The following is a 25,270-nucleotide window of genomic DNA, read 5'->3' on the forward strand; positions in this document are numbered from 1 at the left end:
GAAAAGAAATAGATTTTTCTAATTTCCTACTCACTTCATAATAAATACAAGTTAATAAGTAATCAGTTATGTACAAAATACAGCTTGCGCTCAAAAAAATATTTGCTTCCCCTGTTTTATTTGTTTTTCTGTTTGTTTGCTTCTCCAAAGTAGCTTATACTCAAAACTCAACACTAGAATTTGCAGAAAAAGAATTTGACTTTGGGCAAATAGAATTCCAAGATACGCTCTCTCATAAATTCTATTTTAAGAACAGTTCGGAAGAAGAAATTAAGATACTAGATATTACAACAGACTGTGCTTGTACATTTTCTAAAGAAAACAGTGATAATCAAACAGTCTTAAAGGGAGATAGTTCCTTTGTAGAATTAATGTTTTTACCTTACAGTTATGGAAGTTTTGTCAAAATATTTACAGTAAAGACAGATAAAGCAGGCACACAAACTTTAATGTTGAAGGGAGAGCTTCGCCCTGCTCTAGACAAAGAGAGAGATTTTAAGTATAGCCTTCAAACTATGCCAGAGGTTCGTACCAAGACAAAATATCTACATTTTGGAAATGTTTTGAATAGAGTTCCCATTACCAAGAAATTTGAGTTTTATAATGCAAGTAAAGAAGATTTAATTTTTACAGGCAAAATGGAAACTCCAAAACATATACAAGTGCGTTTTGACTCCAGTCATATTTTAAAAGCAGGAGAGCTAGGAGCAATTTATGTTATTTATGACCCACTTTTGAAAAATGATTTTGGCTATTTGGAAGATTCTGTCATTCTTTTTGGTACACAAGCCAAACAGCCCAACAAAATAAGTTTTAAAGTTACTTCTAATATTGAAGAGTATTTTCCAACCTTGAATGTAGAGATGTTGGAAGCCTATCCAGAGTTGAAAATAGAAGATGACTATGCCAGTTTGGGAAGCCATTATTTGAAAAACTTAGAGGGAAAAGATTCCTTAGAAGCAACTTTTGTCTTGAAAAACACAAGTAATATGCCTCTAAGAGTGCATAGAATAATAGAAGGATATGGTTGTAAGCTCGTTACAGAAAAAACGGAATGGAACGAAATTTTACCTCATAGCAATGCTATTATAAAAGTAGTTTTTCAGACACCAGAAGACCGTGGAAATTATGTTCGTTCGCTTACCTTAATCTGTAATGACCCTAGAAAACCCATACGAACTTTAAAAATAAAAGCTGATTTTAGATAACTTGGAATTAGATGTTTTTCATTTTATTTATCATTCTTTTCATAGAGGCATCTATCAAAATATCTGTTTCTGATGGGTTTTCCATTTCAGATACAAAGTACCATTTGACATCCAAAACTTCTTCATTTTGAGCAAGTAGAGTATCATTTTCATCAGCTTCTACTACCAGTCGAATATCGAAATGAAGATGCTCTGCTACTTCTTTTTTTTGAGGAATAGTATGAACATCAAGGTCGTAGATAGAAGAAGAAAGTAGTTTTAAATTTTTTAGTCCACTTTCTTCTGTTACTTCTCTAAGAATGGTTTGCTCAATAGTTTGATCATCAGTTTCTATGTGTCCACCAATTTGTAGCCATCTATTTAGCTTTTTATGGTGAATGAGCAATACTTTGGTTCGTTCACTGTTTACTACCCACGCAGAGCCTGTAAGTTGTCCTGTTAGGTTAGAACGTAGAGCAAAATCATCATTTTGTTCTATGAAATCAATGATTTCTTTTTGGAATTTTTTTTCTTCTGAAAATATTGGCTGATAGTTTTCTAGTAGCTTTAAAATGTCTTGTTTGTCCATTATCAAGTTTAAGTTTTCCATTAATAACGTTCTATTTCTCGTTTGGCATCTTTTGCCTTCAAATCTTGGCGTTTGTCGTAGAGTTTTTTACCTTTTGCAAGTGCAATTTCCACTTTTGCTAAACCTCTAGCATTGATATATACTCTTGTTGGAACAATAGTTAGTCCTACATCTTGTGCATCGTATTGAAGTTTGCGAAGTTCTTTTCGCTTCAAGAGAAGTTTTCGGTCTGCTTTTTCTTCGTGGTTGTGAATATTTCCATTATCATAATGTGAAATATGAAGATTACGCAAAAAAAGTTCGTCTCCAATAAAAAGACAAAACGCATCACTCATAGTAACCTTTCCCATTCGGATAGATTTGATTTCTGTGCCCTGCAAGACAATTCCTGCTTGGTAGGTGTCTATGAAGTGATATTCATGAGAAGCCTTACGATTTTTTATACTGACCGATTTCTGAATTTCTTTTTTCTTACCTGACATAATTGTTTTTATTGTTAGTGATGATATTTTCTTGTAACTTTTTTCTAAAAGTATAAGTTCGTTTTATCTTCTCTATGGGTTTGTAACATATTTTTCTATACAAATTTACAAATTTAAAAATAGAACTTTATTTGGTTTTGTTCCTTCTACACCTTTCACTACAATATCTTACCTCTTCCCAAACTTTTTCCCATTTCTTGCGCCATGTAAATGGCTTCTGACAAACTACACATATTTTTTGAGGTAAATCATCTTTTTTTATGTGCTTCCCCATTTTGTTTTATTTTTTTTGATGGAATTTTATTTGAAAACAACTTACCCTAATTTTTTGTTCGGAATACGTGTTTTTCAAAATCCTTTATTTTTTTCAATTTAAAATCTACTACAAAATGATGCTTTCAAAAAATTATCTCTTTCTATCTATTATTGCTGTTTTTACAGGAATAGGATCATATTTTTTGTTTTTTACAGAATCAGAAAATACAGCGTGTTGTTCAGTTGATGAGTTTGCTAAATTTACTACTGATAAAGAATTTGTAAACAAACATCCCAATCCGATTGCTTTCGATTTTACACCTCAATATGGCGAAATGTCTAAATTAGAGGTAGCAGGTGGAGAAGATGCTAATGTTTTTATGGTAAAATCTAAAAAGCCGACAGGCAAATATTTATTTGTGTTTCATGAATGGTGGGGATTGAATGACTATGTAAAAAAAGAAGCTGAAAAATATTACAAAGATTTTAGCTGTAAGGTCAATGTGATAGCCATTGATTTGTATGATGGAAAAGTTGCCACGACAAGAGAAGATGCTCAAAAATATATGCAGGGAATGGACAACGAGCGTGCAAAATCAATTATTGAAGCTGTAACCAAACAGGCAAAAGAGAAGGCAATGGAAGAAGTTAGTCAGCCTTTACAGATTGCTACTATTGGTTGGTGTTTTGGTGGTGGTTGGTCTCTTCAAAGTTCTATTATTTCAAATGATTACGCTAAGGCAACTGTAATGTATTATGGAATGCCAGAAAAGGAAATGGAGCGTATAAAGATGATAAAATCGCCTGTTTTGGGAATTTATGCAACGAAAGACAAATGGATTACGCCAAAAGTGATGAAGGATTTTGAAAAGTCTATGAAAGAAGCTGACAAGACCATCACTATTCTAGGCTATGACGCTGACCACGCTTTTGCTAACCCAAGTTCACCAGCATACAATGAAACAGCAGCAAAAGAAGCTCGCAAAAAAACGATTCAGTTTTTGAAAAAGAATTGGTATTAATAATTGAAATAAAATTTGACAATGATAATTATATCACAAAAAACGGTTCAAATTACTATTTGAACCGTTTTTTAATTTATTTTTTCTTAGAACTAAAGACTGTAAATCGTGTTCCGACTTGCCAGCCATATGCTTGTGAAGAAAACGTAACACCATCTTCATTGATAAGCGAAGAAAGTGAAGATTTGTATGTTCCTCCAGCCCAAATAGCCCAACGATTTGTAACATGATAATTAATTCCTACTTGTGTCCAAACGTTTGTATTTATGATTCTGTGAGTTCCTAAAGCATACGTAAAATCTGGGTCTGCACTTGTATAAGAATAACTGTTCAAATATTCAATGGCAGTTCCAAGTTGTGCAAAACCACTAAATTTTTTAGCTCTTGTTTCGCCAAACTGATAACCCACTGCTATCGGAACTTGTAGCCATTCATAATTTACTTCTACTTGGTTATTTGGAATTTCACGTAAGTTCAAAGTATCTGTCAAATCTGCATTTATACGAACATAGTTTGTAGAACCAAACGAATAAGTTGCTTTTCCTGTCGCTAACCCTGTATTTAAGCTCCAACGTCTATTTTTTCCAAATTGCAATGCTACATCAAAGCCCATTTGTGAGTAAGTTCCACTAATATTTGTTTGTGGGAGCGTATCAGCAAGGTTATTACTATATGTTCCAATAACTGATAAGCCATTATAGAGCGAATCCCTTCTAAAACTAGGCTGATAAATTCCCTGTGTATAGTTTGCGCCTAGAGTTATAGCAATTCCAGAAGTTTTTTTAGTTTCTTCATTTGGAAGAGTAGTATCTGCAACAGCATTTTCAGCAGTAGAATCTTCTTCTATGAAAATATCCATTTCAAAAAGTGGATTTGCAAAAGGAACAAACTCATCTAAAGGATATTCTTTAAGAGCAAGAACAGTAAAAGAGTTAATCTCTGTATTTGTCTCTACTTCATCAGACAGATTTGTATCAGTAACATTGTCTTTCTTTTTATCTCTAACAATAACTGAAACAGCTATGTCAGAAGTATTATTTTTGTCGGAAGTGGAATTTGTATCAGTATAAGTAGAGTTTGACTTTGTGTTTTTTACAATTTTATCGTTTTGTTTGTGTTCTTTATGGATTGGATGAGTTTCTGGATTTGATTCTGTAATAGAATTTTCTTCTAATACTTTATCAGTATTGACAATATTTTTATCAGTAACTATTTTTTCAGAATGCTGTATGCTATTTTCTATATTATCTTTGTCTGTAATAATAGTATTTGAAGGCTTATCATTATTTTCATACACCAAAGTAAACCAAAACATAACCACTAGAAGAAGTGCTGCCACAAGTCCAGAAGTCCAATAAAATAAAGGGCGTTTGTACCAAGGCTTTTCGTCTAAAGCTGCATCTATTTGTTCCCATAAATGAGCAGGAGGAATAAATTGAGCATTTTCAAATTTGCTTCTAAACTGTTCTTCCAACTGCTTTCGGTTTTTATTTCCGAAGTTGTTCATAACTTTCGTCTTCTTTCAAGAGCATTTCTTGTAATTGCGCTCTTGCTCGTGCATACTGTGATTTTGATGTTCCTACGCTGATTTCTAGCATTTCAGCAATTTCTTTGTGTTTATAACCTTCTATGGCATAGAGGTTAAAGATTTGCTGAAAGCCTTCTGGCAACCTACGAATGATTTGTAAAAGCTCTTCTAGTTCGAAGTGGTCTAAAATTAGGTTCTCTTCTGAGTTGTAATTTATATCACTTACTTCTTCTTTAGAGGCTTTATCAAATTTGTTTCTTCCTGTTTTGAGTGCCTGATTAATGACAATTCTACGAATCCAAAATTCTATTGGACAATCTCTTGCAAAAGTATTTATGTGTTTGAACACATTGATAAAAGACTCCTGCAAAATATCATCTGCTTCTAGGGTTGTTTTGGCATAACGCATCGCAATAGCATACATCTTGGGTGCAAATTGTTCGTACAATGTACGCTGCGCCTGACGTTTGCCCTTGATGCAATCATTGATAAGCTGAGACTCTTCAGAAGATGGAGTATATGAAATACGTTCTGTCGTATATTCATTATCTGTTTCTTCTTCTTGGTCTTTGACCTTTTCAATAGATTGACTTCCGTTATGTGCAGAAAAATTTGACATAATAGGAAATTCACTCATATAGAAGACCCACAATAGGTATAAAAGGGTTGCACAAAGATTCGAAATAAATAAAATAAATTAGCTTTCTTAACTGAAAGTAGTCTTTACTTAATTGAATAGTTATGATATGAGCAATGATTATTTAGTAGATGTTTATTACAATGGTTATAATATAATTTTTCTATTTCTTGATATTCCCATTAACAAGAAGGTATGAGAAATAGTTTGTTGTAAGGACGCACGTAGCCTTTAAAATGCAGCAAAAAATTATAATTTTTACAAATTGATTGTAGGATAAAAAGAAGATGTTTTTTGTAGTAGCAATTTGCAAATTTATGCAAAAAAAGTTAGGATAGACACAAATAAAAATGAAGTTTTATAAAAAAATGAATAAACCATTTTCATAGAAGTTGTTTAAGACTTGAAAGCGAGCGAAGTTAATATGTTTTTTAACCGTAAACGAGGTTTCTAACCATCGTTTAGGATAATTATTCCCTCGTTTACGGCTATTTTTTCATTCTTTAAACAACTTTTTTGTTTATTCTGTAACTTCAAATGAAATAGAAACAATTTCTACCCCTTTGCTGTCAGTGGTGTGCATACGAAAATCGTATTTCCCAGCTTTAGTAGGTGCTGTAAAATCTAATGTTCCACTCTCTTGATTGTCAAAATACTTGTAAGAAACATCATGAGCATCGTTTTTACCTTCATCACCGTGTTCTATTTCAGAAGGAATAATGCCAATCCAAGGGTTTCCTGTAAGTTTTTTATCTACTGTAAACGAAACTTTTAGAGCTTCATTTACTTTGACACTGGTTTTGTCTAAGGTAAGTGTTCCCGTAACTCCATCTGCTGTGCCTGTAGCAGAGTTATTATTAGCTTCTTTTTCACCTCCACAAGAAGCAAAAGTAAAAAGCATAAAAAGAGCAAATACTAATGATTTTAACGAAAGAGTATTCATAATGAATAAGTTATGATGATAAAATAAATTTGATGTAGGTTGTTAAGCCTTCCTAAAAGTAAGAATTTATTTTGTAAAACTCCTTTTTGCTAAATTTTATTTGTAGTATCTAAAATAATTAGAGCAGACTAGAAAAATATGCGTAATTTGTAGCTCATTGTTTATTTTTAATTGTTCATTTGCAATATGTCTTTCCTCCAAAAAGTAGCCACCGAATTATACCAAGAATACAAAACGGATATTTCCAGTTTGCATATTATCCTGCCCACACGAAGGGCTTGTCTGTATTTCAAAACGTTTCTGTCTGAAATAGCCGAAGAAACTATTTTTTCTCCTAAGGTCGTCTCTTTAGAAGATTTTATTGTGAATGCTTCTGGACTAGAACTTGAAGATACAAGTGCGCTTGTGTTCGAATTGTATGATTCTTACAAAGAGTTTGACAAGGGAGTTGCTGGTTCTTTGGAGCGTTTTGCACCAATGGCAATTACGATGCTTTCCGATTTTAATTTGATAGATAGGAATTTGGTCAAGTCGCACGAACTTTTTGAGTATTTGGATGAGGTTAAAACCTTAGAACGCTGGGGCGAAATGTACGGAGAAGAGGGAAAAGAAGAAGCTATAAGCTCACTTAGCAGAATTACAGAATATTATCTTTTTTGGAAAAATGTAGAACAGACCTACAATCATTTTAGAGAAAAACTAGAAAGTTCTGGACGTGCATACGGTGGGTTGGCATTTCGTTGGGTATATGAAAATTTAGAACAAGTGGTAGAAGAGCAGCGCATCAAATGTGCTGTTTTTATTGGGTTTAATCAGCTTTATAAGGCAGAAGAAATGATTATTAGAGGATTTCAAAAGATGAATAAAGCCAAAATCTTTTGGGATATGGATACATTTTATTTGGATGCAAGTTGGCACGAAGCAGGAAAGTATTTCAAAAAATTTCGTCAAAGTGGATTTATTAAAGGCAAAAAAGATGAAATCAGTTTTGTAGAAAATCTCATCCAAACACAAAAAAAGGAAATTGAAGTCATTAGTGTAGTCAATACAATTACGCAAGCCAAAACAGCAGGGCATCTGTTGAATGAAATGATTGAAAGGCTGATTTCTAAAAATGAGTTTTTTAAATTTTCTACAGCTAGGAATCATACAGCCGTTTTGTTGCCAGACGAAACAATGCTTTTACCAATGCTTTACTCACTTCCAAAAAGTACGGAAGGTGTAAATATTCAAAAACTCGTCAATATTACGATGGGGGTGTCGCTGCGAAATACGCCACTTTTTTCCCTTATCAAAAATCTTTTTCAAGCCCAAGAAAATATGTTGCGTGATGAAGAGCAGCCACTAAGTGTCTATCACAAAGATTTACAACGAATTTTACAACATCCCTATATTCGTCCTATTAATGAAGACGAAAATCCTCCTTTACAGCGAATGCACGAGGAAAATTTGATTTATTTTTCGGTAAAAGAACTCTCTGATTATAAAATAAATGGTTGGCTTTATGCTATACTCTTCGAAGACTGGGGCGTAAGTTCAAAAAAAGATGATGCAAATGGTGCAGGAAACATTCATAAGGCTATGCGTTCTTTTTTCAAACTGATTGAAGCTCTAGCACACCGATTTACACAAGAAGAATTTTCACTAGAAAGTGAGTATTTGTTTGAGTTTTATAAACTCTTGAAGCAAATTGAAAGAATGATAATTGCCTTTGCGCCAGACAGAGAAACGCATATTGGAAATTCTATTTTTGGAGAAATAGATGAAGAATTAGATAAAAAAATAAATAAAAATAAATCTGAAAATCAAAGTAAAAAGGCAAAACTCAAAATTCCTTTAAAGATAGAATCCTTTGAAAGGTTACTTTTGGAGTTGATGCGTGATAGAAAAATTCCATTTACTGGAGAGCCAATTGCACCAATTCAGATTATGGGTATGCTAGAAAGTCGTGCCTTAGATTTTGAAAATGTAATTATTATTTCTGCTAATGAAGGTGTTTTTCCTCATGGAAAAGTCTTGACATCCAGTATTCCGTTTGATATTCGTTTACAGTTCGGACTTCCCACTCACACAGAAGACGATGCAGCTTATTCTTACAATTTTTATAGACTTTTGCAGCGAAGTAAGAAGATTACACTCATTTATGCTTCCGATATGGAGGGAATGCGTGGAGGTGAGCCGAGCCGTTATGTACATCAAATTAAAAGTGAACTTGCACCTTTGGAAAATATCAGTTTCTATGAATCAAGACTGAATTTGCCTCTACCAACCTTTGATAATAAGATAAGAAGTGTCGAAAAAACGCCAGCTATCATTGAAAGATTAGAAAAGTATCTGACTGATGAAGGTTTATCGCCAAGTTATATCAGTCGTTATTTGGAAGAACCAATGCGATTTTATGAGCAGAAAGTGTTGCAGCTAGAAGAACCTCCACTAATGGAAGAAGATTTGTTCCAACACACCTACGGACAAGTAATGCACGAAGCATTGGAAGAACTTTTTGCGCCACTTGTAGGCAAAGAAATTACTGAAGAATGGTTAGACAAGACACGAAATGACAAAGAAAATCTAAAACTTTTGGTAGAAAGGCTCATTACCAAAATTGCAGGTGGAGTGATTCACGATACAGGGAAAAATTACTTGTTGAAAGAAGTTACACAGTCTTTAATTCCAGAGTTTTTGCGTTTGCAGAAAGAAGAAGCTCCTATTCGCTTGATTGCTTTAGAACAAAACCTAGTACACAAAATTACTTTTGATATTGGCATAGATGGAAAAATCAAAAAAATACCTCTAAAACTCAAAGGAACAGCAGACCGAATTGATATTATCACAACAAAAGAGGGCATCAAAAGGCTGCAAGTTATTGATTACAAGACAGGAAAGCTAGATGCAGCAGCCTTAAAAGCCGATACTTTCGAACAGCTTTTGAGCGATGAGAAAGCCAAAATTATTCAGCTTGTTTTGTATAAATATCTGTTTATCAAAGCCTATCAAGCAAATAAAATAAAACATTTACCCACAGACTTTAGCCTAGAAGAGTATGAAATTTCGTCTGGGTTTTGGTTTTTTAGAAAGCTAAGTTCCAACTTTACACCTTACGCTCTAAAAGCTGAAAAAGATTTGACCTTAGATGGTTTTTTGGCAGAGGTAGAAACCTTTTTACAAAAAGTAGTGGAAAACATGTTAGATGCCAGCATTCCGTTTTCTGATGTAATTGATGTAGATTTGTGGGAAGAAGAAGAAGTAGAGTAAAAAATAAATTACTGGACATGAGATAAAAGTTGTTGGTGTCGCTATGCTAAAACGCCAATGAACGATATTTCTTCCCTGTTCTGTGGCTCACAGAACAGTAAATATTTGTTCATGTCCAATACTTTAAGTAAAAAACTATTACGTATAGGAATGGAAAAAACGAATAAGTTTATATGGTTTGATTTTTTTAGAGGCGTGGCTGCATTGATGGTGCTTATATCTCATCTGAGAGCTCTCATTTTTACAGATTTTGAACCAACAAGTTCAATTTTTAAAAAGTTATTTTACTTTATAACAGGTTTTGGACATCAAGCTGTAATTATTTTTTTTGTGCTGAGTGGCTTCTTTATTATTCGAAGTATTGAACGTTCAGTCAAAGCAGATAGGTGGAGTTATAAAGAATATGGCATCAATCGTATGACCAGACTTTGGATAGTGCTTATTCCATCGCTTTTTATGTCTCTATTGTTAGATAATATTGGTCTATTTTATTTTCAACATGCTTACACATATTCAGGACAAATCTCTTCTCTGCCTAATATGAATCCCACAGGACAACTGGGTATCTCTGTTTTCTTAGGCAATCTTTTTTTTACACAAAAAATCTTGACAACTACCTACGGTACGAACGGTCCTTTATGGAGTTTGGCGTATGAGTTTTGGTATTATGTACTTTTTCCATTGGCATATTTTACTCTCATTAAATATTATAACCTAAAAGTTAAGATTGTATCAGCTATTTTATTTCTTTTGGTGCTGTTTTTTATAGGCAAAGCCATAGCCGTTTATTTTATTGTGTGGCTATTTGGTGGTGTAGCTTATTTGGTGGTAGAAAAGGAGATTTTCCTCAAAAAATTTATCACTATAAAAGTAGCTATCGTTACAATCGTTTTTCTCGCTTTTCTAAGTAGTATTCGTTTTGCGATATATCCTGTTTTGTTCAATGACTTTTCACTAGGAATAGTAACAGCTTGCTTGTTGTGTGTATTTGCACAAGTGGAGATGAAAAGTAGCCTTTTAGTAAGAATAACCAACTTCTTTTCTGAAATTTCTTATACGTTATACCTTACTCATTTTTCTTTTGCCATATTGTTAGTTACCATTTTTCAGAAGCAGCGTATTGAGTTTAGTTACGCCAATTTTGGAATCTACGTGATTTATCTTTTAGTTATTTTGCTGTATAGTTCTTCGTTATGGTTTTTGTTTGAAAGAAATACGAACAAGATTAAAAAGTGGGTAAAAAGTAAAGTGTAGATTTTTAGAAATATTAATCCAACAACCCCAATTCTTTAGCAATATCGTGAGTGAGTTTGGAGAGAGGGCGAAGATGGAAATTTTCTTCTTCCATAATTCCACTAGAAAGATGGCGAATTACGTCTTCTCTGTTTCTAAAAAAAGTCCCTTCATATTTTTGGAAAAGCTCATCAATGTACGAATCTGGATAAGTGATTTGTTTTTGGATAAGTTCTAAGATTTGGTCTTTGTGTGAATTATATAACGATTGTAAAGAAAAGCATTTTAAGTTAGCTTTAATGACTTCATGTTTTGGAGAAATTCTGATGTCAATACTGTTTTGGTCATAATAAAATTTAGAATCCTTAATTTTTAAATGAAATTTCAAAACTTCTTTATTCCAGTATCTTTCATCATAAGGATTCAAGTCAATTTTTTTAGACGATTTTATATGATTACATACTTTGCAACTTGGAATCAAATTATAAAATGAAATAGCTAAAAAAGGATATTTTTCTTTAGGATAAAAGTGGTCTATTTCAGAAGTTCTTTTTTTAGTTTTCTCATCAATGTTGTAGATATAATTTCTATTACAATAAGGACAAACATCGATTCCTAATTCTTTAACCAAATGGTAAGCATTGTAGGGTTTATCTTTTGTTCCATATTGAGTTGTGGCTTTTGCAAAATCTGCGTACAAATCCTTTAACTTTTCAATTTCAGAAGAATACTTATCTTCTTTTAACTGAATAGCGTATTTTTCTAATTCTTTAGGTTTTGCCTTAACAATAGCCTCAAATTCTACATTTCTATCCCTGCACCACTTTAAAACATTTGTATAGTTTTTTTTTGAAAAATCAGTAATGTCTCTTTTGGATATTAATTCCCAATGCCTTTGCGCTAGTTTTTCTAAATCTCGGTGTTGTATTGGAATCATTTGAGAGTGGTATTTGGTTATTTTGTCGGTCTGACCTTCGGTACTGACCTAAGCAAACAAATAAGGTCAGACCGATAGGTCAGTACCGTTGTTATTTTTGTTTTCTAGCTCTTCTATTCTTTTGCGTAGCTTTTCAATCTCATCACTATTTGTATCCACTTTTCGTAGCCTTTTGCTATCCAATAGCTTTTGAAGCATATTTTTTACAATCGGCTCACCCATCATAGAAATAATCATTTCACACTTTTCTAAATCTTCTTTCTTTGGCTCGCTTTCATTCAGAATATCAATCGCTTCATCAATTTTGCTTTGTGCAAATTCCCCTACCAAACCTCCTTTCATAAAAAACGAATCGGTCAAGAGCGTATGGATATTTGCGCCAAAGGTTTCTTTCATACTCTCTAGCTTAGATACTCTACACTCGCCTGTGGGGTGGTCTTTTTCTAAGAAAATAACATTTTCTTTCGGCAGGTCAGACACCAAAAAAGGAGAATGAGAAGTAAGAATAAGCTGAATTTCTTTGTTGGGAAATATTTTCGGTATCGTTTCAAGCAAGATTTTTAAATACTGCTTTTGCCATTGAGGATGTAAGCCTAGTTCGCCTTCGTCTATGAGAATTATAGTTTTCTTTTCTCTATGAAAATGAGGAACAGCATAAAATCTACCTAGCAAGTTTAATAAGAGCTTTTCACCTGTACTCATATCTCGCCATTGAAATTCTAGATAATCATCATAGTTTCCCATCGTAATAACATAGTTTTCTATTAGAGATTGTACTAAGTTATCAAATTGTTTTATGTCTTCAATAACAAGGTACTCTTTTTCAGATAGAGAAGTTGTAGGTTGTGGTTGTATATAATTATTTGCTATTCCTTCCTCAAAAACACTAATTAATTTTATTATAGTATCATCTTGGTACTGTATATGATGATTGATTATCAAATCTTCAAAACAATCTAATATATTTTTATACTGATTATCCTTGTATTTGGAAAAATATAGTTCCACATATTTTTCTGTTTCTCTACTAATATTTTTACTACACCACTCGTAGAATAAGCTAATAATAAGCTCTTTTGAAAAAGGTAATGACCTATAAAATCCTTTTGCATTGACATGTGCTTTTCTAATTTCTTCTATTAGAGTTTTTCTAAAGTAATCAGAGAATGAATTTTCACTGTTAAAAAGTCTTTCAAAGTCCAAGTAGCTTCGTACGATACAAGAAATATTTAATCTATTAGGTATTGATATGTTTTGACTAATGTCTATATCGCTTTGTATAAGGTTTATTTGATTATAAATGTCTTTCGAACGTAAATATCTAGCATTGTTTTCAGACAAAAAAAAGTTAGAAGACACAGAAGTCTGTTCTCTATCTACTCTGAAATGCTTTTCTCTTTTGCCATCAAAAATTCCAGAGTAATATATTATAGGAACGTATGTATTAATTGTTCTTTTGTTTATTGGAAACAATATATTGAAAGATGAATCTTTTCTGTATTCAATTGGTCTATGATTTAAATAATCTAAATGAATAAACCGAGTTGATGATATGAGTTTATCATAAGCATGTAAATATATTTCTTCGTTATATTTTGTAATTGTGATAACATTTTTATTACGGTTATTCAGAGAATAGCAAAATGCATCTAATATAAACTCCAAAACCGAACTCTTCCCAGCCCCATTTTCCCCACAATAGCCGTAACGTTGTTTATTCCTTCTCCAAAAAAGTCTTTGTGAAATTTTTCCTTATTCTTTCGCTCTTCCTTATCCATTTTGTCTATCAAAGTTCCACCAGTTACTTTTCCATCTTTATCAAAGCTGGTAGGTTTAAATTCAAAATCATACAAAGGACTAAAATTAAAACCTTGTTGTTTGATGTTTTTGTAGTCTTCAATCCAGAGGTAGAGGAGTTGCATAGGGTGGGTGTGTTGTGGTAGAAAAGAAAACAAAATATAATGAAAAAAATAGTTATTATCTTTTTTTGAGTTCCTTCAAAATAAAATTCTGTAACTCTTCTTCAGTAGGTAGTTGTACTTTGTATTTTGAGATGAAAAGGTCGTTGTTTTGGGTAGGCATTGCATAACGTACAAGAGCCTCGTTTTTGTCAGTAACTAGCAATATACCAATAGGAGGATTGTCGTTTTCTTCTTTTATTTCCTCTTGATAATAATTGAGGTAGGTTTGAAGTTGTGCGATATGTCCGACTTGCATTTTATCTACTTTCAGTTCTATTAAAATGTGGCATTTGAGCAAACGATGATAAAATACCAAATCTATAAAAAAATAATCATCGCCTATCAAAATACGCTTTTGTCTTGCTTCAAAACAAAAACCATTGCCGAGTTCTAAAATAAATTCTTGTAGATGAGCAATTAAGGCACTTTCCAAATCATTCTCATCAAAAATCTGTTGCGAACTTAATCCCAAAAACTCAAAAACATACATATCTCTAACAGCATCTTGTGGCGATTGTACGGCTATGGCTTGTTTTATTTTCTCAAAACTCAAGTTTTTGTCCGTAGATAATCCCAAACGCTCATAGGAAAGTGTATTGATTTGTCGCTGCAACTCTCTTACCGAAGGAGTAGTTTTTAGCGTAAGTATTTCGTAATAACGGCGTTTTTTTGCATCTTCTATGGTCATCAGAACGGAAAGATGAGAGTAGGACATTTTTTTCAATAGCAATCTTGTAAGTCCAATCTCTTCATTTTCATTGGTTTTCAATTCGACGGACAGTGTCTGTCGAATTGAGGCAGGTAAAATATTTTCTCCTATCACAAGGCTAAATAAAGGATATGTAAGATAAAATCTCCTACACCTTTTTAGTTCTGTACTCCTCAATCCTTTTATAGACTTTAGTTGCTTGGCTAGATTACCAAAAAGTTTAGAGCCATATTTTGCTCTATCGTTACCGTTTTGTTCATATTCTACAATGTATGCACCAATGCACCAGTTCCGAATCGTCAGAAATTGGTTTACACTTTGTGTTGCCTTTGCTTGTAGTGTGGCATGTGTTGTAGTAATGCTTTTTAGTAAGTCTTCAAATTTCATGGAGATAAATTTTAGTAATGATAGACAAGAAACTAAAATACAAAAAAATACCCTTTCCAAACGAAAAGGGATTTTCTAACTTACTCTTATTTAAAAAGCGTTATCAAAACAGTTTAAAAATGAGTAGCTGCAAAAAATGGTTATCCGAATGATAAAACAAGCTACTGACTGTTTCGTAGTTACTTTTTAAGGCGACTCCAAAAAATAAAGTTTCTGTGAAAAATTTTTGCTTCTAAGCCTACTACCTCTTATCGGCAAATCAGAACCTTTGAGAATCTACTACTTACTTTACTTATCTACTTACTTGCTCTATATATTTCAATCCGTTTGCCAAAACGAAAAAATAGTAAGAAATAGTTGTAAATTTATTAAAATCGCTCTATACAGCTCAAAAAAGGCTGTTTTATTTTTTCTGACAAAAACTAGAGTATGCTATTTTTTTCAAACTGAAAAGGTCATTTTGTCAGAATGATAGAACAAGGAACATTGCAAAGAATTAAATCAACCCAGAAACAACACCATTGACGACTACAAAACGTTTGTTCGGATTCTGTTTGTTCTCAAAAACTAAGTTAGGGTTTTTATCTAAGTCTATTTTCTCACTTTGCATAATGATTTTATAGTCTTCAAAATTATGTTCTTCGTGTCCGTAAAAAGTAGATAAGTCTCCCAAATCTACAATCTGACTTTTATAAAGATATTGATGCTCCTTTACATCAAATTTTGTCTCTCTCTCAAAAGCTATATCCATTTTAGCAGTTACAAACTGTGGATATTCTACTTCTACGTTTCTAAGAATGACATCATAAAACTGTGTTCCATTGAAAGGAAGTTCGTCGTAAGCCGTTATGGATTTATCTTTTTCTAGTCCATTAGCAACAGACAATAACGCATTCAGAATTGCAGCATAATTATACTTTCTAACTTCCTGTTTTTCCCAATCATTTGGGTAGTGTCCAGATTCTATCAGAATTGTTCCATAGCCTAGTTTTTGAAAATTATCTCCAAAGGCACGAACTTCAAAAGCATCATCATATTTTGCCATCTTATCTCCTAGTTCTTTTTCCAAACCTTCCACCATCAGTGAAATGACTTGCATTGCCTCCCTTCGTCGCATTCCTTCCTTATCAATGGTTGTTTCTATATCAAAAGCTGGAGCAAGAAAAGCAAGCGTGGTGGGAATAGGTGTTTTTCCAACAGAATATTTTGAGCGTTGGTCATGAAGGTTAAAGCTAAATTGAGGTTGTACTTTTTCAGCTAAATCAATGAGCAGATTTGCTTCTGGCGTTTGGCGTTGCAGAAAATCTCTGTTCATATCAATTCCCTGTGCTGTTCGGCGAGTATAGAGAGCCGTTCCATCTGGATTCAGAACAGGAACAAAGTGCAATGTAAAATGATTCTTTAACGTCTCAACCAACTTCTTATCTTCTTCTGTAAATGGATTTTCCAAAAAATGAAAAATATCTAAAAGTGCCATTGTGGCTGTTGGCTCGTTGCCGTGCATCTGCGACCAAAGCAATACAGGTGTCTTACCATTTCCAAATTGCAAATGATAGATAGGTCTTTTCTGTGCAGAATCGCCTAGTTTTTTTAACTCAAAATTAGAGTTCTGCTTTTTGATACAATCAAATAATACTTTATTAAACTCTTCTGGTTGAAAGTGTCTATAAACAAGAAGTTTTTCTTTATAGAGCAAATAGTTTTCTAAAAGTTGCGACGTGAAATTCATTACACTGATTTTATGTAGAATAAGGTTAAAATATAGGGTATGAAATTACGCATAAATGGATTGCATCACAACTTTATTTCTGATTCAAAACAGGTAAATGATATGGTAAATCCTCTAAAAACTGACTCCATTGAGGGATTTGGTTATTGTGTAGAAAAGTATAAAGTCTTGTTTTTTTATATTCTTTCGTCATTATTTCCAAACTTACAGATTGCTGTAAATACTGTCCACATTCACTAAAAGGAATATAGTCTATGTAGTATTTTATATGTTTGATATCATCAAATGGAATACTGATTTTTTTATTTTTTCTCATATACTCAACAGTCTGATTTTTCATATTGACAGCCAACTGAAACCCTTTTTTTGCTGTAATTTTTGAAAATTTTCTTTTACCTCTGTAATAAGGTTGGATAATTTCATTAATAAGATAACCAGATACACCAATGAAAGCCCAGCCTACTGGCCATGCAAAAATGCTCCCTAAAAAAACAGCTATTGTAATTACCAAAGGAACAGTAACGATTGCTCCCAAAATCAGTAACAGTGTAATAGCAGCAAAGCCAGTATCACTCCCATCTCCTCTATCTAAAATATATTGTCCTTTTTTAAAATAGAATGGCAAATACTCTAAAGGCTTTGCCATCAGTTGTAATGATTTTCGAACTGGAATTTCGGAGAGTGTATCTGTTTGGTTGCAATGCGTTTCGCCTAAATATTCCCAACTTTCTACGAAAAAAGCCGATTTGCAGGCAGCACAAATCACAATTGTATGTCCTTCTTCAATTTTTTCTCCTGTGATGGGGTCTATTCTTCCTTGTTTTAGAAAATCTGAATGAGTTTCTTGTTTTAGATGATGAGTATGAGGCATTTATTAAAAATACAGTAAGTAATGAGTAAATAAATCTACTACTTCTAACGATTTCCTATATTTTGGGTTGTGTTGTCTTGTTTTATGAAATCAAATTCATTGATTATTATCCTACCATTACGTGAGCATTCGGGTGGCGATAAGAGTTGGTAACTACAGCATTACTCAGTGCAAGCGCAAGCGTAAGCGTACCGACACGTCCCAAATACATCGACATAATAATAATAACCTTTCCCCAAAATGAAAGTTCACCTGTGAGGTTCATACTAATTCCGACCGTAGCGAAGGCAGAGACCTGTTCGAATATAATTTTGAGAATAAATTTTGTGTCGTTGGGTGAGGAGGGTTCTTGTACTAAAAGAAGAAGAAAAATAGCCATTATATTATAGGCTATAGCAAAAATAAAGATAGAAAATGCTTTTCTGATAAGTTCATCTGGAATAGTACGATTGGCAATTACGATACGTTCTTGTCTTCTGATATTTGCCACAGCAGCTACAAAAACCAATACAAAAGTAGTAATCTTGATTCCTCCAGCCGTTGAGCCAGAAGCAGCTCCAATAAACATTAAAACCAAACACATAATTATGGTAGCAGGATTGAGAGCCTCAAAATCCATAGTGTTAAAGCCTGCCGTTCGTGTGGTCATAGACTGAAAAAGAGCCGTTACGAAGGCTTGAATAATAGTTCGGTCAGTTAGTTTTTCTATTTCTAACAAAAGAAACCCTATTGTGCCGATAGCTAAGAGCGTAAAGGTCGTATAAACATTGATTTTGGTAACTACATTCCACTGCTTCCAAGGCTTTACAAAACGTTCTTTGATACTATTAAATGAAAAAATATCTTCAATCGTAGTGTAGCCAAGTCCACCCAAAACAACAATCCAAATAATTATAAAATGGAGGTTATACATTCTATCAATTTTGAAATTTGTATCTGCCATTCCTCCTGAAAACAAGCTAAAGCCACCATTACAAAATGCTGAAACTGAATGGAAAAAAGAGAAAAATATTTTTTCTCCTATACTTTCAAACTGTTGGCTTTGTTCCCAAAGTTCTTCGTCCCAAGCATAATAAATACCTATTGTTCCCAAAATCTCAATAAAAAGGGTTATCAAAACAACTTTTCGAAGAAGTTTGGTAGCCGAAACAAGCGACTCACTACTCAAATAATCTTGAATAATGGACTGGTGCTTGATGCCTACACCTTGTGTCAAGAAGCTGGCAAAAAATGTCGCAAAAGAAACCATTCCGATTCCTCCAAGCTGTATCAAAACCAAAATTACTATCTGTCCCTTGAGTGTAAAGGCTGTCGCTGTATCTACCACGATAAGTCCAGTTACACAAGAAGCACTCGTAGAGGTAAAAAGAGCATCAATCAAATCCATACTTTCCTTTCCTGGTGTCATGGTAGGAAGCATCAGAAGTCCTGCACCTATCAAAATCAAGAGAACGAAACTAAGTAGGAATGTAGTAGCTGGTTTATAGTTGATTTCTGAAAGAAGCGTCGTAATGCGTGTCAAATCTAGTCCTATCATAAGGAGCATATAGATAGACAAAAAATGCTGATTGGAAAGCTCTGGGTTTGAAAAGCCTAATAATTCAAAGTAATAATAGGTTATTCTGAAATTGAGGATATAATTAATTGTTCCACAGAAGAGAATAAAAGCAATCAGCAGAGCTTCTACCCAATTTTTCCGTAAGAAATCTATCCAATGCGCATCATAGACAACCCGAAAAACAAAAAATATAGCAAAGGCAAGAAAAACAACATCTAAGGTTTTGAAGATAACACGTTCGATAGGAGCATCTACATAAAACCCATAGCGATATACCAACAAAACAAGCGCAATTGCCGAACAGATTACTGAAAGTGTTTTTATCAGCAATAATATTCTGTCTCGGCTTTCAAACACATGGTTTTGAAATCTATCCCGAAGAGTATTTCGATACGTAGAAAATTGTGTTTTAAAATTCTTCAATCTTGCTCTATTATTTTAATAACTGTCAAAACAGGCTTACATAATTACAAGGTTCAGTAAATTTTATACGAACACAAGCCAAATTTTAGTTCAAAGAAACAAATTTTTTTGGCAAAAAAATAATTCAAGAAAGTAGAAAATCAAGCCTTTAAAAGAAGTTTTGTCAAAAAATGAACCCTAGAGCAACAATTTTGTGTTTCTATTTTACATTTCAATAAAAATCATGTTGTTTTGCACTATCAAAATTAGCTATCTCATTGATAGCAACGACAATTACTAAGATTTCAATTCAAATAATAACACATCAAAACGTGTTTGACTATTTTATGAAAAGACAAGATATAAAAGACCTTTTAGTGTCTAAAGAATTTGACAAGCCAGTTTATACAAAAGGCTGGATTCGTGGAGAGCGTGGCAATGCGTATGTTCGATTTTTAGGTTTGAACGATGGTTCAAGTATTGAGAATATTCAAGTAGTGGCTGATGCTGAAAAATTTGATGAAAATCTTAGAAAACGTTTTAATGTAGGAGCTGCTGTTTCTGTCAAAGGAAATTTAGTAGAATCTAAAGGAAAAGGACAAAGTGTAGAGATTGTAGCCGAAGAAATAGAAATTTTGGGAGATGCTGATGCTGAAAAATATCCGATTCAACCCAAAGCTCATTCTATGGAGTTTTTAAGAGAAAATGCTCACCTTAGAAGTCGTACTACTACTTTTGGTGCAATTTTCCGTTTGCGCCATGCGCTTTCGTATGCTGTTCACAAATATTTCAACGACCGTCGTTTTTATTACTGGCATTCTCCTATCCTTACAGCGTCTGATGCAGAGGGTGCAGGTGAAACGTTTAGAGTAACCAATTTTGATATTGATAATTACGATGCCATTCCAAAAATTGCAGAAGGCGAACAGAAAGGTAAAATAGACAACAAAGAAGATTTTTTTGGAAAAGTAACTAACCTTACTGTTTCTGGACAGCTAGAGGCAGAACTTGGTGCATTGGCACTAGGTAGAGTTTATACATTTGGTCCTACATTTAGAGCCGAAAACTCAAACACAGCACGACATCTAGCAGAATTTTGGATGATAGAACCCGAGATGGCGTTTTATGATTTGAAAGACAATATGGATTTGGTAGAAGACTTCTTAAAATATCTTATCCGTTATGCCTTAGAAAATTATAGAGCTGATATTGAGTTTTTGGATGCAAAATTTGTAAAAGAAAACTCAATGAAGAAAAAAGAAGAGCGTGCTGAAATGGGACTTATTGAAAAACTAGAGTTTGTCTTGGCAAATGATTTCAAACGAGTTACCTACACAGAAGCAATAGATATTTTAGTAAACTCTAAGCACTACAAAAAAGGAAAATTTCAGTTTGATGTAAAGTGGGGAACTGATTTACAATCCGAACACGAACGTTTCTTAGTAGAAAAGCACTTCAAAACGCCAGTTATTTTGTATAACTACCCAAAAGACATCAAAGCATTTTATATGCGCCAAAACGATGGAGAAGAAGTAGGAAAAGAAACCGTTGCAGCAATGGATGTTCTCTTCCCCGGAATTGGAGAAATTGTAGGAGGTTCGCAGCGTGAGGAGCGTTTGGACAGACTTCAAGCACGTACCGACGAAATGGGAATAACCGAAGAACTTTGGTGGTACTTAGATACTCGTAAGTTTGGAACGGTAGAGCATTCTGGTTTTGGTCTTGGCTTTGAGCGTCTGATTCTTTTCATTACTGGAATGGGAAATATTAGAGATGTAATTCCTTTCCCTAGAACGCCTAAAAATGCAGAGTTTTAAGAAGTGTTTTAAATCAAATTGAACTATAAAGTAGATTAAAAGTCTTTTCTAATCAAATTAGAGAAGACTTTTATATTTCATAGATACAAATATAAAATGCGTGAAATCACAATAGAAATTGATTCTAATGAAGAAATTTGGAGATATATTGACGAAAAATTGAATCATATTTATATCAGTAATTTTAGACCAAAATCTTCGTTTTCTTGGTGGAAAACAGATTTGAAGATTTCAGAAAGTCAAACTTTTGAAAATATTTCTGTCCGAAATATGAGTTTAGACTTACAAGTAGATTTGACTACTCTCAGAAAACTAATTGAATTGAACACTCAAAGTTTAATAATCTATCAGTTTGATAAACCTATTCCAGATACTCTTTTAGTAGCTGAACTAATGGAACAATCAAAAGAAAATATTTTGTTTCAAAATGGCTTAAAACACTCTTTTTTTATCAATTTTGAATTTTTGACTGTGAAATCATTTGACGAAAATTTTATTGAGGATCTTCAGAAAAATAAGAGATAACAATAAAAGTTATTTTTCTATTTATCAGAAATACTAGAAAAAAATAAGCAAATTCCCTATATTGAGAATACAAAATATCAAAACTTACTACAAGGCTTATGGAACAGATTACTCCCCTTCTCATTACAGGACTTTTAGCCATCTTGGGAACTGTGATTGGAAATATCATCAATGGTTATTGGTCGACGCAGCTTGCCAAAAAAAATGCACAATCTGCACTCATTCAGAAAGCAATGGAATCTCCAGATCCAAAAGTGAGAGCCAAATCATTAGAGTTTCTGATAAAGGTAAACCTAATTGATGATAAGAAAATACAGTATGGTGTCAATGAAATTCTAAAATCTAAAGAATTGGATTTATTACCTCAATTCAATGCTTCCAATATCGTCCAAACCGATAAAACTGGCGTAACAGAAATGAAGAGTGCAAAAAGTCAGTTGGTAGGAAAAGAAAAAGCAGAGGGTAATCCGATTGAGCAAGACAACTTCTTAGCCTTGACTGGTTTTGTAGTGCGTAGTGGAGATATTATTGACGGTTTTACGCCTATTTTTAGTGAAATTGGTACAGAAGATAAGCTCTTCAAATCCAAACGCACAGGCAAACACTTTGGAGGAGACGGAGGCAGTCCAACAGAAATTTATAAAGAAGGGTATCTCATTACAGGCATTGAACTGATTAGAGGATATTATTTCGGACGTGAGGAAGTTATTCACATGCAGGTTACATGGAATAAACTCACTCCAAATGGAATAGATTACAACGATAAAGTAATTTCTGAAAAAATTGGAAGTGGAAACTTTGCTGAATTTAATGAAAATACGCCTTCAAAAGTTTTTCAAGCCAAACAAAATCATTTCATTACAGATTTTTCTGCTCAACAATCGTATCATTCCGACGGCAGTACATTTATCCACGATATGACTATCAAGGAAGAGATTTTACCTGCTTAGTTTTGAGTAGAACATTTTTGAACTAAAAAACGCACAACTAAATTTATTATAGTGGTGCGTTTTTTCTATTTTTGCAACTCAATTCATTTTTACAGAAAAATACTTTATGTCGACTTCTATCAAAACATCTCAAGATTTCAAAAGAACAACCGTAACGGCAGCCCTTCCTTATGCCAACGGTGGACTTCATATCGGACACATTGCAGGCGCATATCTGCCAGCAGATACGTATGTGCGCTATCTTCGAATGAAAAATCACGATGTTGTTTTTGTCTGTGGAAGCGACGAACACGGTGCAGCCATAACTTTAAGAGCTAAAAAAGAAGGCATCACACCAAAAGAAATTATTGATAAATACGATGATATTCTTAAAAATTCTTTTAAAGATTTCGGAATTGAATTTGATATTTATCATCGTACTTCAACCGATTTACACAAAGAAACAGCACAAGACTTCTTTACTAAGCTCTACGAAAAAGGCGTTTTCACACAGCAGACCAATGAGCAGTTTTATGATGAGAAGTTTGAGCAGTTTTTAGCAGATAGATATATCGTTGGTACGTGTCCGAATTGTGGAAATGAAAACGCCTATGGCGACCAGTGTGAAAAATGTGGTTCTACTTTAAGTCCCACAGAACTTATTGAGCCAAGGTCAGCACTAAGTGGAGAAAAGCCTGTTTTGAAAAGCACTTCGCATTGGTTCTTACCTTTGCAAGACTATGAACATTGGCTTAGAAAGTGGATTTTGGAAGATAAAAAAGATACGTGGCGTACAGGCGTTTACGGACAATGTAAATCGTGGATAGAACAAGGTCTGCACGAGCGTTCAATGACAAGAGATTTAGATTGGGGCGTTCCTGTACCTCTTCAAGATGCTGATGGAAAAGTATTGTACGTTTGGTTAGACGCTCCAATTGGTTATGTTTCGGCTACCAAACAATGGGCAAAAGATAATAATACAGATTGGGAAAAGTATTGGTTAAAACAAAAAGATGAAAATGATAATTCTAGGCTAATTCATTTTATTGGAAAAGATAATATTGTTTTTCACTGTCTCATATTTCCAATTATTTTAAAAGCTCACGGAGATTATATTTTGCCTGAAAATGTTCCTGCCAATAACTTTTTAAACTTAGAAGGCGACAAAATTTCTACCTCAAGAGAATGGGCTGTTTGGCTAAATGAATACGTAAAAGAATTTCCTACCAAAAAAGATGAGCTGCGTTATGTCTTGACTTCCATTGCACCAGAGACAAAAGATAGTGAGTTTACGTGGGCAATTTATCAATCAAGAATTAATAACGAGCTTGTCGATACGCTTGGGAATTTTGTCAATCGTACTGTAGTCTTGATAAATAAATATTACGGTGGAGAAGTTCCACAGATTGATTTACAGGTTGCAGAGCTAACAGATTTTGATAGAGAAACTTTAGAAGCTATCCAAACTCAAAAAGACAAAGTAGAATCTAATTTAGAAAACTTTAATTTTAGAGATGGATTGTACGAAGTTATGGAACTAGCACGAGTGGGAAATAAATATCTTGCCACCACAGAGCCTTGGAAACTCCAAAAAACTGACCCAGCTAGAGTAGAACAGATTATGAAAATTAGTGCAGAACTAACGGCTAATTTGGCTATTCTGATGCGTCCATTTTTACCTGAAACCTCTTCTAAAATTTCTCAAATGTTGAATCTAACAAATGATTTAACATGGAATTTAGCTGGAAAGGCAGGTTTAATTACAGGAAAAATAAATAAAGCTACTCTACTTTTTGAAAAAATTGAGGATTCGCTCGTGGAAACTCAACTTAAAAAATTAGAAGAAGGAAAAGCAAAGAAAATACAAGAATTAAAAGAGCAACAAGAAGCAAACACAGAAAAAAATCCAGTTGCTCCGATTCAACCAGAAATTCAGTTTGACGATTTCTCAAAAATTGATATTCGTGTGGCGACTATTAAAAATGCAGAACCTATCAAAAAAGCTGATAAACTTCTCAAAATTACGCTAGAAGTTGCAGACAAAGAAGTAACTGTAGCAAGTGGAATTGCAGAGCATTTTTCTCCAGAGGAAATCATTGGAAAGCAGGTTTGTTGGCTTGCCAATCTTGCACCACGAAAAATGAGAGGTGTAATTTCGCAGGGAATGATTCTTTTAGCAGAAAATGAAGAGGGAAAACTTGTATTTGTAAGTCCAGAGAAAATGGTCAATACAGGAGCGCAGGTAAAATAAAGTAACTCATGTAGCTCATTCTTTAGAGTGAGAAGCACAGCATTTGGTTTTATATAGGGACAAGGC

General features: G+C 33.5%; 21 protein-coding genes. 8 read left to right on the top strand and 13 right to left on the bottom strand.

What is annotated here, in order from left to right; all coding sequences use genetic code 11:
• Positions 1-68 precede the first annotated feature (68 nt).
• Positions 69-1,208 carry a DUF1573 domain-containing protein gene (locus QZ659_RS08080; protein ID WP_291724652.1) on the top strand — a complete coding sequence of 380 codons (1,140 nt, stop codon included), beginning with the start codon at positions 69-71 and terminating at the stop codon, positions 1,206-1,208.
• A gap of 7 nt (positions 1,209-1,215) precedes the next feature.
• Here QZ659_RS08080 and QZ659_RS08085 read toward each other — a convergent pair whose 3' ends face one another.
• The 3 genes from QZ659_RS08085 to QZ659_RS08095 form a co-directional block, all read right to left on the bottom strand.
• Positions 1,216-1,776, bottom strand: a complete 561-nt coding sequence (locus QZ659_RS08085) for an NUDIX hydrolase (protein ID WP_291724654.1) — start codon at positions 1,774-1,776, stop codon at positions 1,216-1,218.
• Positions 1,777-1,796: 20 nt separating this feature from the next.
• Complete coding sequence (gene smpB / locus QZ659_RS08090; protein WP_291724657.1) at positions 1,797-2,258, bottom strand: SsrA-binding protein SmpB; 462 nt, start codon at positions 2,256-2,258, stop codon at positions 1,797-1,799.
• 127 nt (positions 2,259-2,385) lie between these two features.
• A complete protein-coding gene (locus tag QZ659_RS08095; RefSeq protein WP_291724660.1) occupies positions 2,386-2,532 on the bottom strand; it encodes a DUF2256 domain-containing protein in 147 nt (48 codons plus the stop codon).
• Positions 2,533-2,647: 115 nt separating this feature from the next.
• Between QZ659_RS08095 and QZ659_RS08100 the strand changes: the two genes are divergently transcribed.
• Entirely contained in the window at positions 2,648-3,535 is an 888-nt protein-coding gene (locus QZ659_RS08100; protein WP_291724662.1) for a dienelactone hydrolase family protein, read from the top strand.
• A gap of 76 nt (positions 3,536-3,611) precedes the next feature.
• Here QZ659_RS08100 and QZ659_RS08105 read toward each other — a convergent pair whose 3' ends face one another.
• The 3 genes from QZ659_RS08105 to QZ659_RS08115 form a co-directional block, all read right to left on the bottom strand.
• The gene (locus tag QZ659_RS08105) at positions 3,612-5,042 is read right to left on the bottom strand and encodes an outer membrane beta-barrel protein (RefSeq protein ID WP_291724665.1); all 1,431 of its coding nucleotides are present in this window, start codon (positions 5,040-5,042) and stop codon (positions 3,612-3,614) included.
• A complete protein-coding gene (locus tag QZ659_RS08110; protein ID WP_291724668.1) occupies positions 5,023-5,682 on the bottom strand; it encodes an RNA polymerase sigma factor in 660 nt (219 codons plus the stop codon). The genes QZ659_RS08105 and QZ659_RS08110 overlap by 20 nt, the downstream gene beginning before the upstream one ends.
• Before the next feature lie 538 nt (positions 5,683-6,220).
• Positions 6,221-6,643, bottom strand: coding sequence for a hypothetical protein (locus tag QZ659_RS08115; protein WP_291724671.1), 423 nt, complete (start codon positions 6,641-6,643; stop codon positions 6,221-6,223).
• Between the two features lie 186 nt (positions 6,644-6,829).
• Here QZ659_RS08115 and QZ659_RS08120 point away from each other — a divergent pair, with 186 nt between their 5' ends.
• Positions 6,830-9,895 (top strand): PD-(D/E)XK nuclease family protein, encoded by a 3,066-nt coding sequence (locus QZ659_RS08120; RefSeq protein ID WP_291724673.1) that lies wholly within the window; start codon positions 6,830-6,832, stop codon positions 9,893-9,895.
• A gap of 150 nt (positions 9,896-10,045) precedes the next feature.
• Entirely contained in the window at positions 10,046-11,149 is a 1,104-nt protein-coding gene (locus QZ659_RS08125; RefSeq protein ID WP_291724676.1) for an acyltransferase family protein, read from the top strand.
• Between the two features lie 13 nt (positions 11,150-11,162).
• On the opposite strand, the gene QZ659_RS08130 is transcribed toward QZ659_RS08125, so the two are convergent.
• From QZ659_RS08130 to QZ659_RS08160, 7 genes are all read right to left on the bottom strand, one after another.
• Positions 11,163-12,065 carry a hypothetical protein gene (locus tag QZ659_RS08130; protein ID WP_291724678.1) on the bottom strand — a complete coding sequence of 301 codons (903 nt, stop codon included), beginning with the start codon at positions 12,063-12,065 and terminating at the stop codon, positions 11,163-11,165.
• 66 nt (positions 12,066-12,131) lie between these two features.
• Positions 12,132-13,730, bottom strand: a complete 1,599-nt coding sequence (locus tag QZ659_RS08135) for an AAA family ATPase (RefSeq protein WP_291724681.1) — start codon at positions 13,728-13,730, stop codon at positions 12,132-12,134.
• Positions 13,715-13,987, bottom strand: a complete 273-nt coding sequence (locus QZ659_RS08140; RefSeq protein WP_291724684.1) for a hypothetical protein — start codon at positions 13,985-13,987, stop codon at positions 13,715-13,717. The genes QZ659_RS08135 and QZ659_RS08140 overlap by 16 nt, the downstream gene beginning before the upstream one ends.
• Positions 13,988-14,042: 55 nt before the next feature.
• On the bottom strand, positions 14,043-15,122 hold the full coding sequence (locus QZ659_RS08145; RefSeq protein ID WP_291724687.1) for a PDDEXK nuclease domain-containing protein: 1,080 nt from the start codon (positions 15,120-15,122) through the stop codon (positions 14,043-14,045).
• 496 nt (positions 15,123-15,618) lie between these two features.
• A complete protein-coding gene (locus tag QZ659_RS08150) occupies positions 15,619-16,851 on the bottom strand; it encodes a M14 family zinc carboxypeptidase (protein WP_291724690.1) in 1,233 nt (410 codons plus the stop codon).
• Positions 16,852-16,924: 73 nt separating this feature from the next.
• The gene (locus tag QZ659_RS08155) at positions 16,925-17,722 is read right to left on the bottom strand and encodes a hypothetical protein (RefSeq protein ID WP_291724692.1); all 798 of its coding nucleotides are present in this window, start codon (positions 17,720-17,722) and stop codon (positions 16,925-16,927) included.
• A 106-nt stretch (positions 17,723-17,828) separates the two neighbouring features.
• On the bottom strand, positions 17,829-19,703 hold the full coding sequence (locus QZ659_RS08160) for a TrkH family potassium uptake protein (RefSeq protein WP_291724695.1): 1,875 nt from the start codon (positions 19,701-19,703) through the stop codon (positions 17,829-17,831).
• A gap of 326 nt (positions 19,704-20,029) precedes the next feature.
• On the opposite strand from QZ659_RS08160, the gene asnS reads away from it, so the two are divergent.
• The 4 genes from asnS to metG all read left to right on the top strand — a co-directional run bounded on the left by asnS (position 20,030) and on the right by metG (position 25,204).
• Complete coding sequence (gene asnS / locus QZ659_RS08165; RefSeq protein WP_291724698.1) at positions 20,030-21,499, top strand: asparagine--tRNA ligase; 1,470 nt, start codon at positions 20,030-20,032, stop codon at positions 21,497-21,499.
• A 96-nt stretch (positions 21,500-21,595) separates the two neighbouring features.
• Positions 21,596-22,024, top strand: a complete 429-nt coding sequence (locus tag QZ659_RS08170) for a hypothetical protein (RefSeq protein WP_291724701.1) — start codon at positions 21,596-21,598, stop codon at positions 22,022-22,024.
• Positions 22,025-22,122: 98 nt separating this feature from the next.
• The gene (locus QZ659_RS08175) at positions 22,123-22,974 is read left to right on the top strand and encodes a hypothetical protein (protein ID WP_291724705.1); all 852 of its coding nucleotides are present in this window, start codon (positions 22,123-22,125) and stop codon (positions 22,972-22,974) included.
• A gap of 106 nt (positions 22,975-23,080) precedes the next feature.
• On the top strand, positions 23,081-25,204 hold the full coding sequence (gene metG, locus QZ659_RS08180; RefSeq protein WP_291724708.1) for a methionine--tRNA ligase: 2,124 nt from the start codon (positions 23,081-23,083) through the stop codon (positions 25,202-25,204).
• Positions 25,205-25,270: the final 66 nt, after the last annotated feature.

The sequence above is a fragment of the Bernardetia sp. genome (assembly GCF_020630935.1).
In the GTDB taxonomy this organism is placed as follows: domain Bacteria; phylum Bacteroidota; class Bacteroidia; order Cytophagales; family Bernardetiaceae; genus Bernardetia.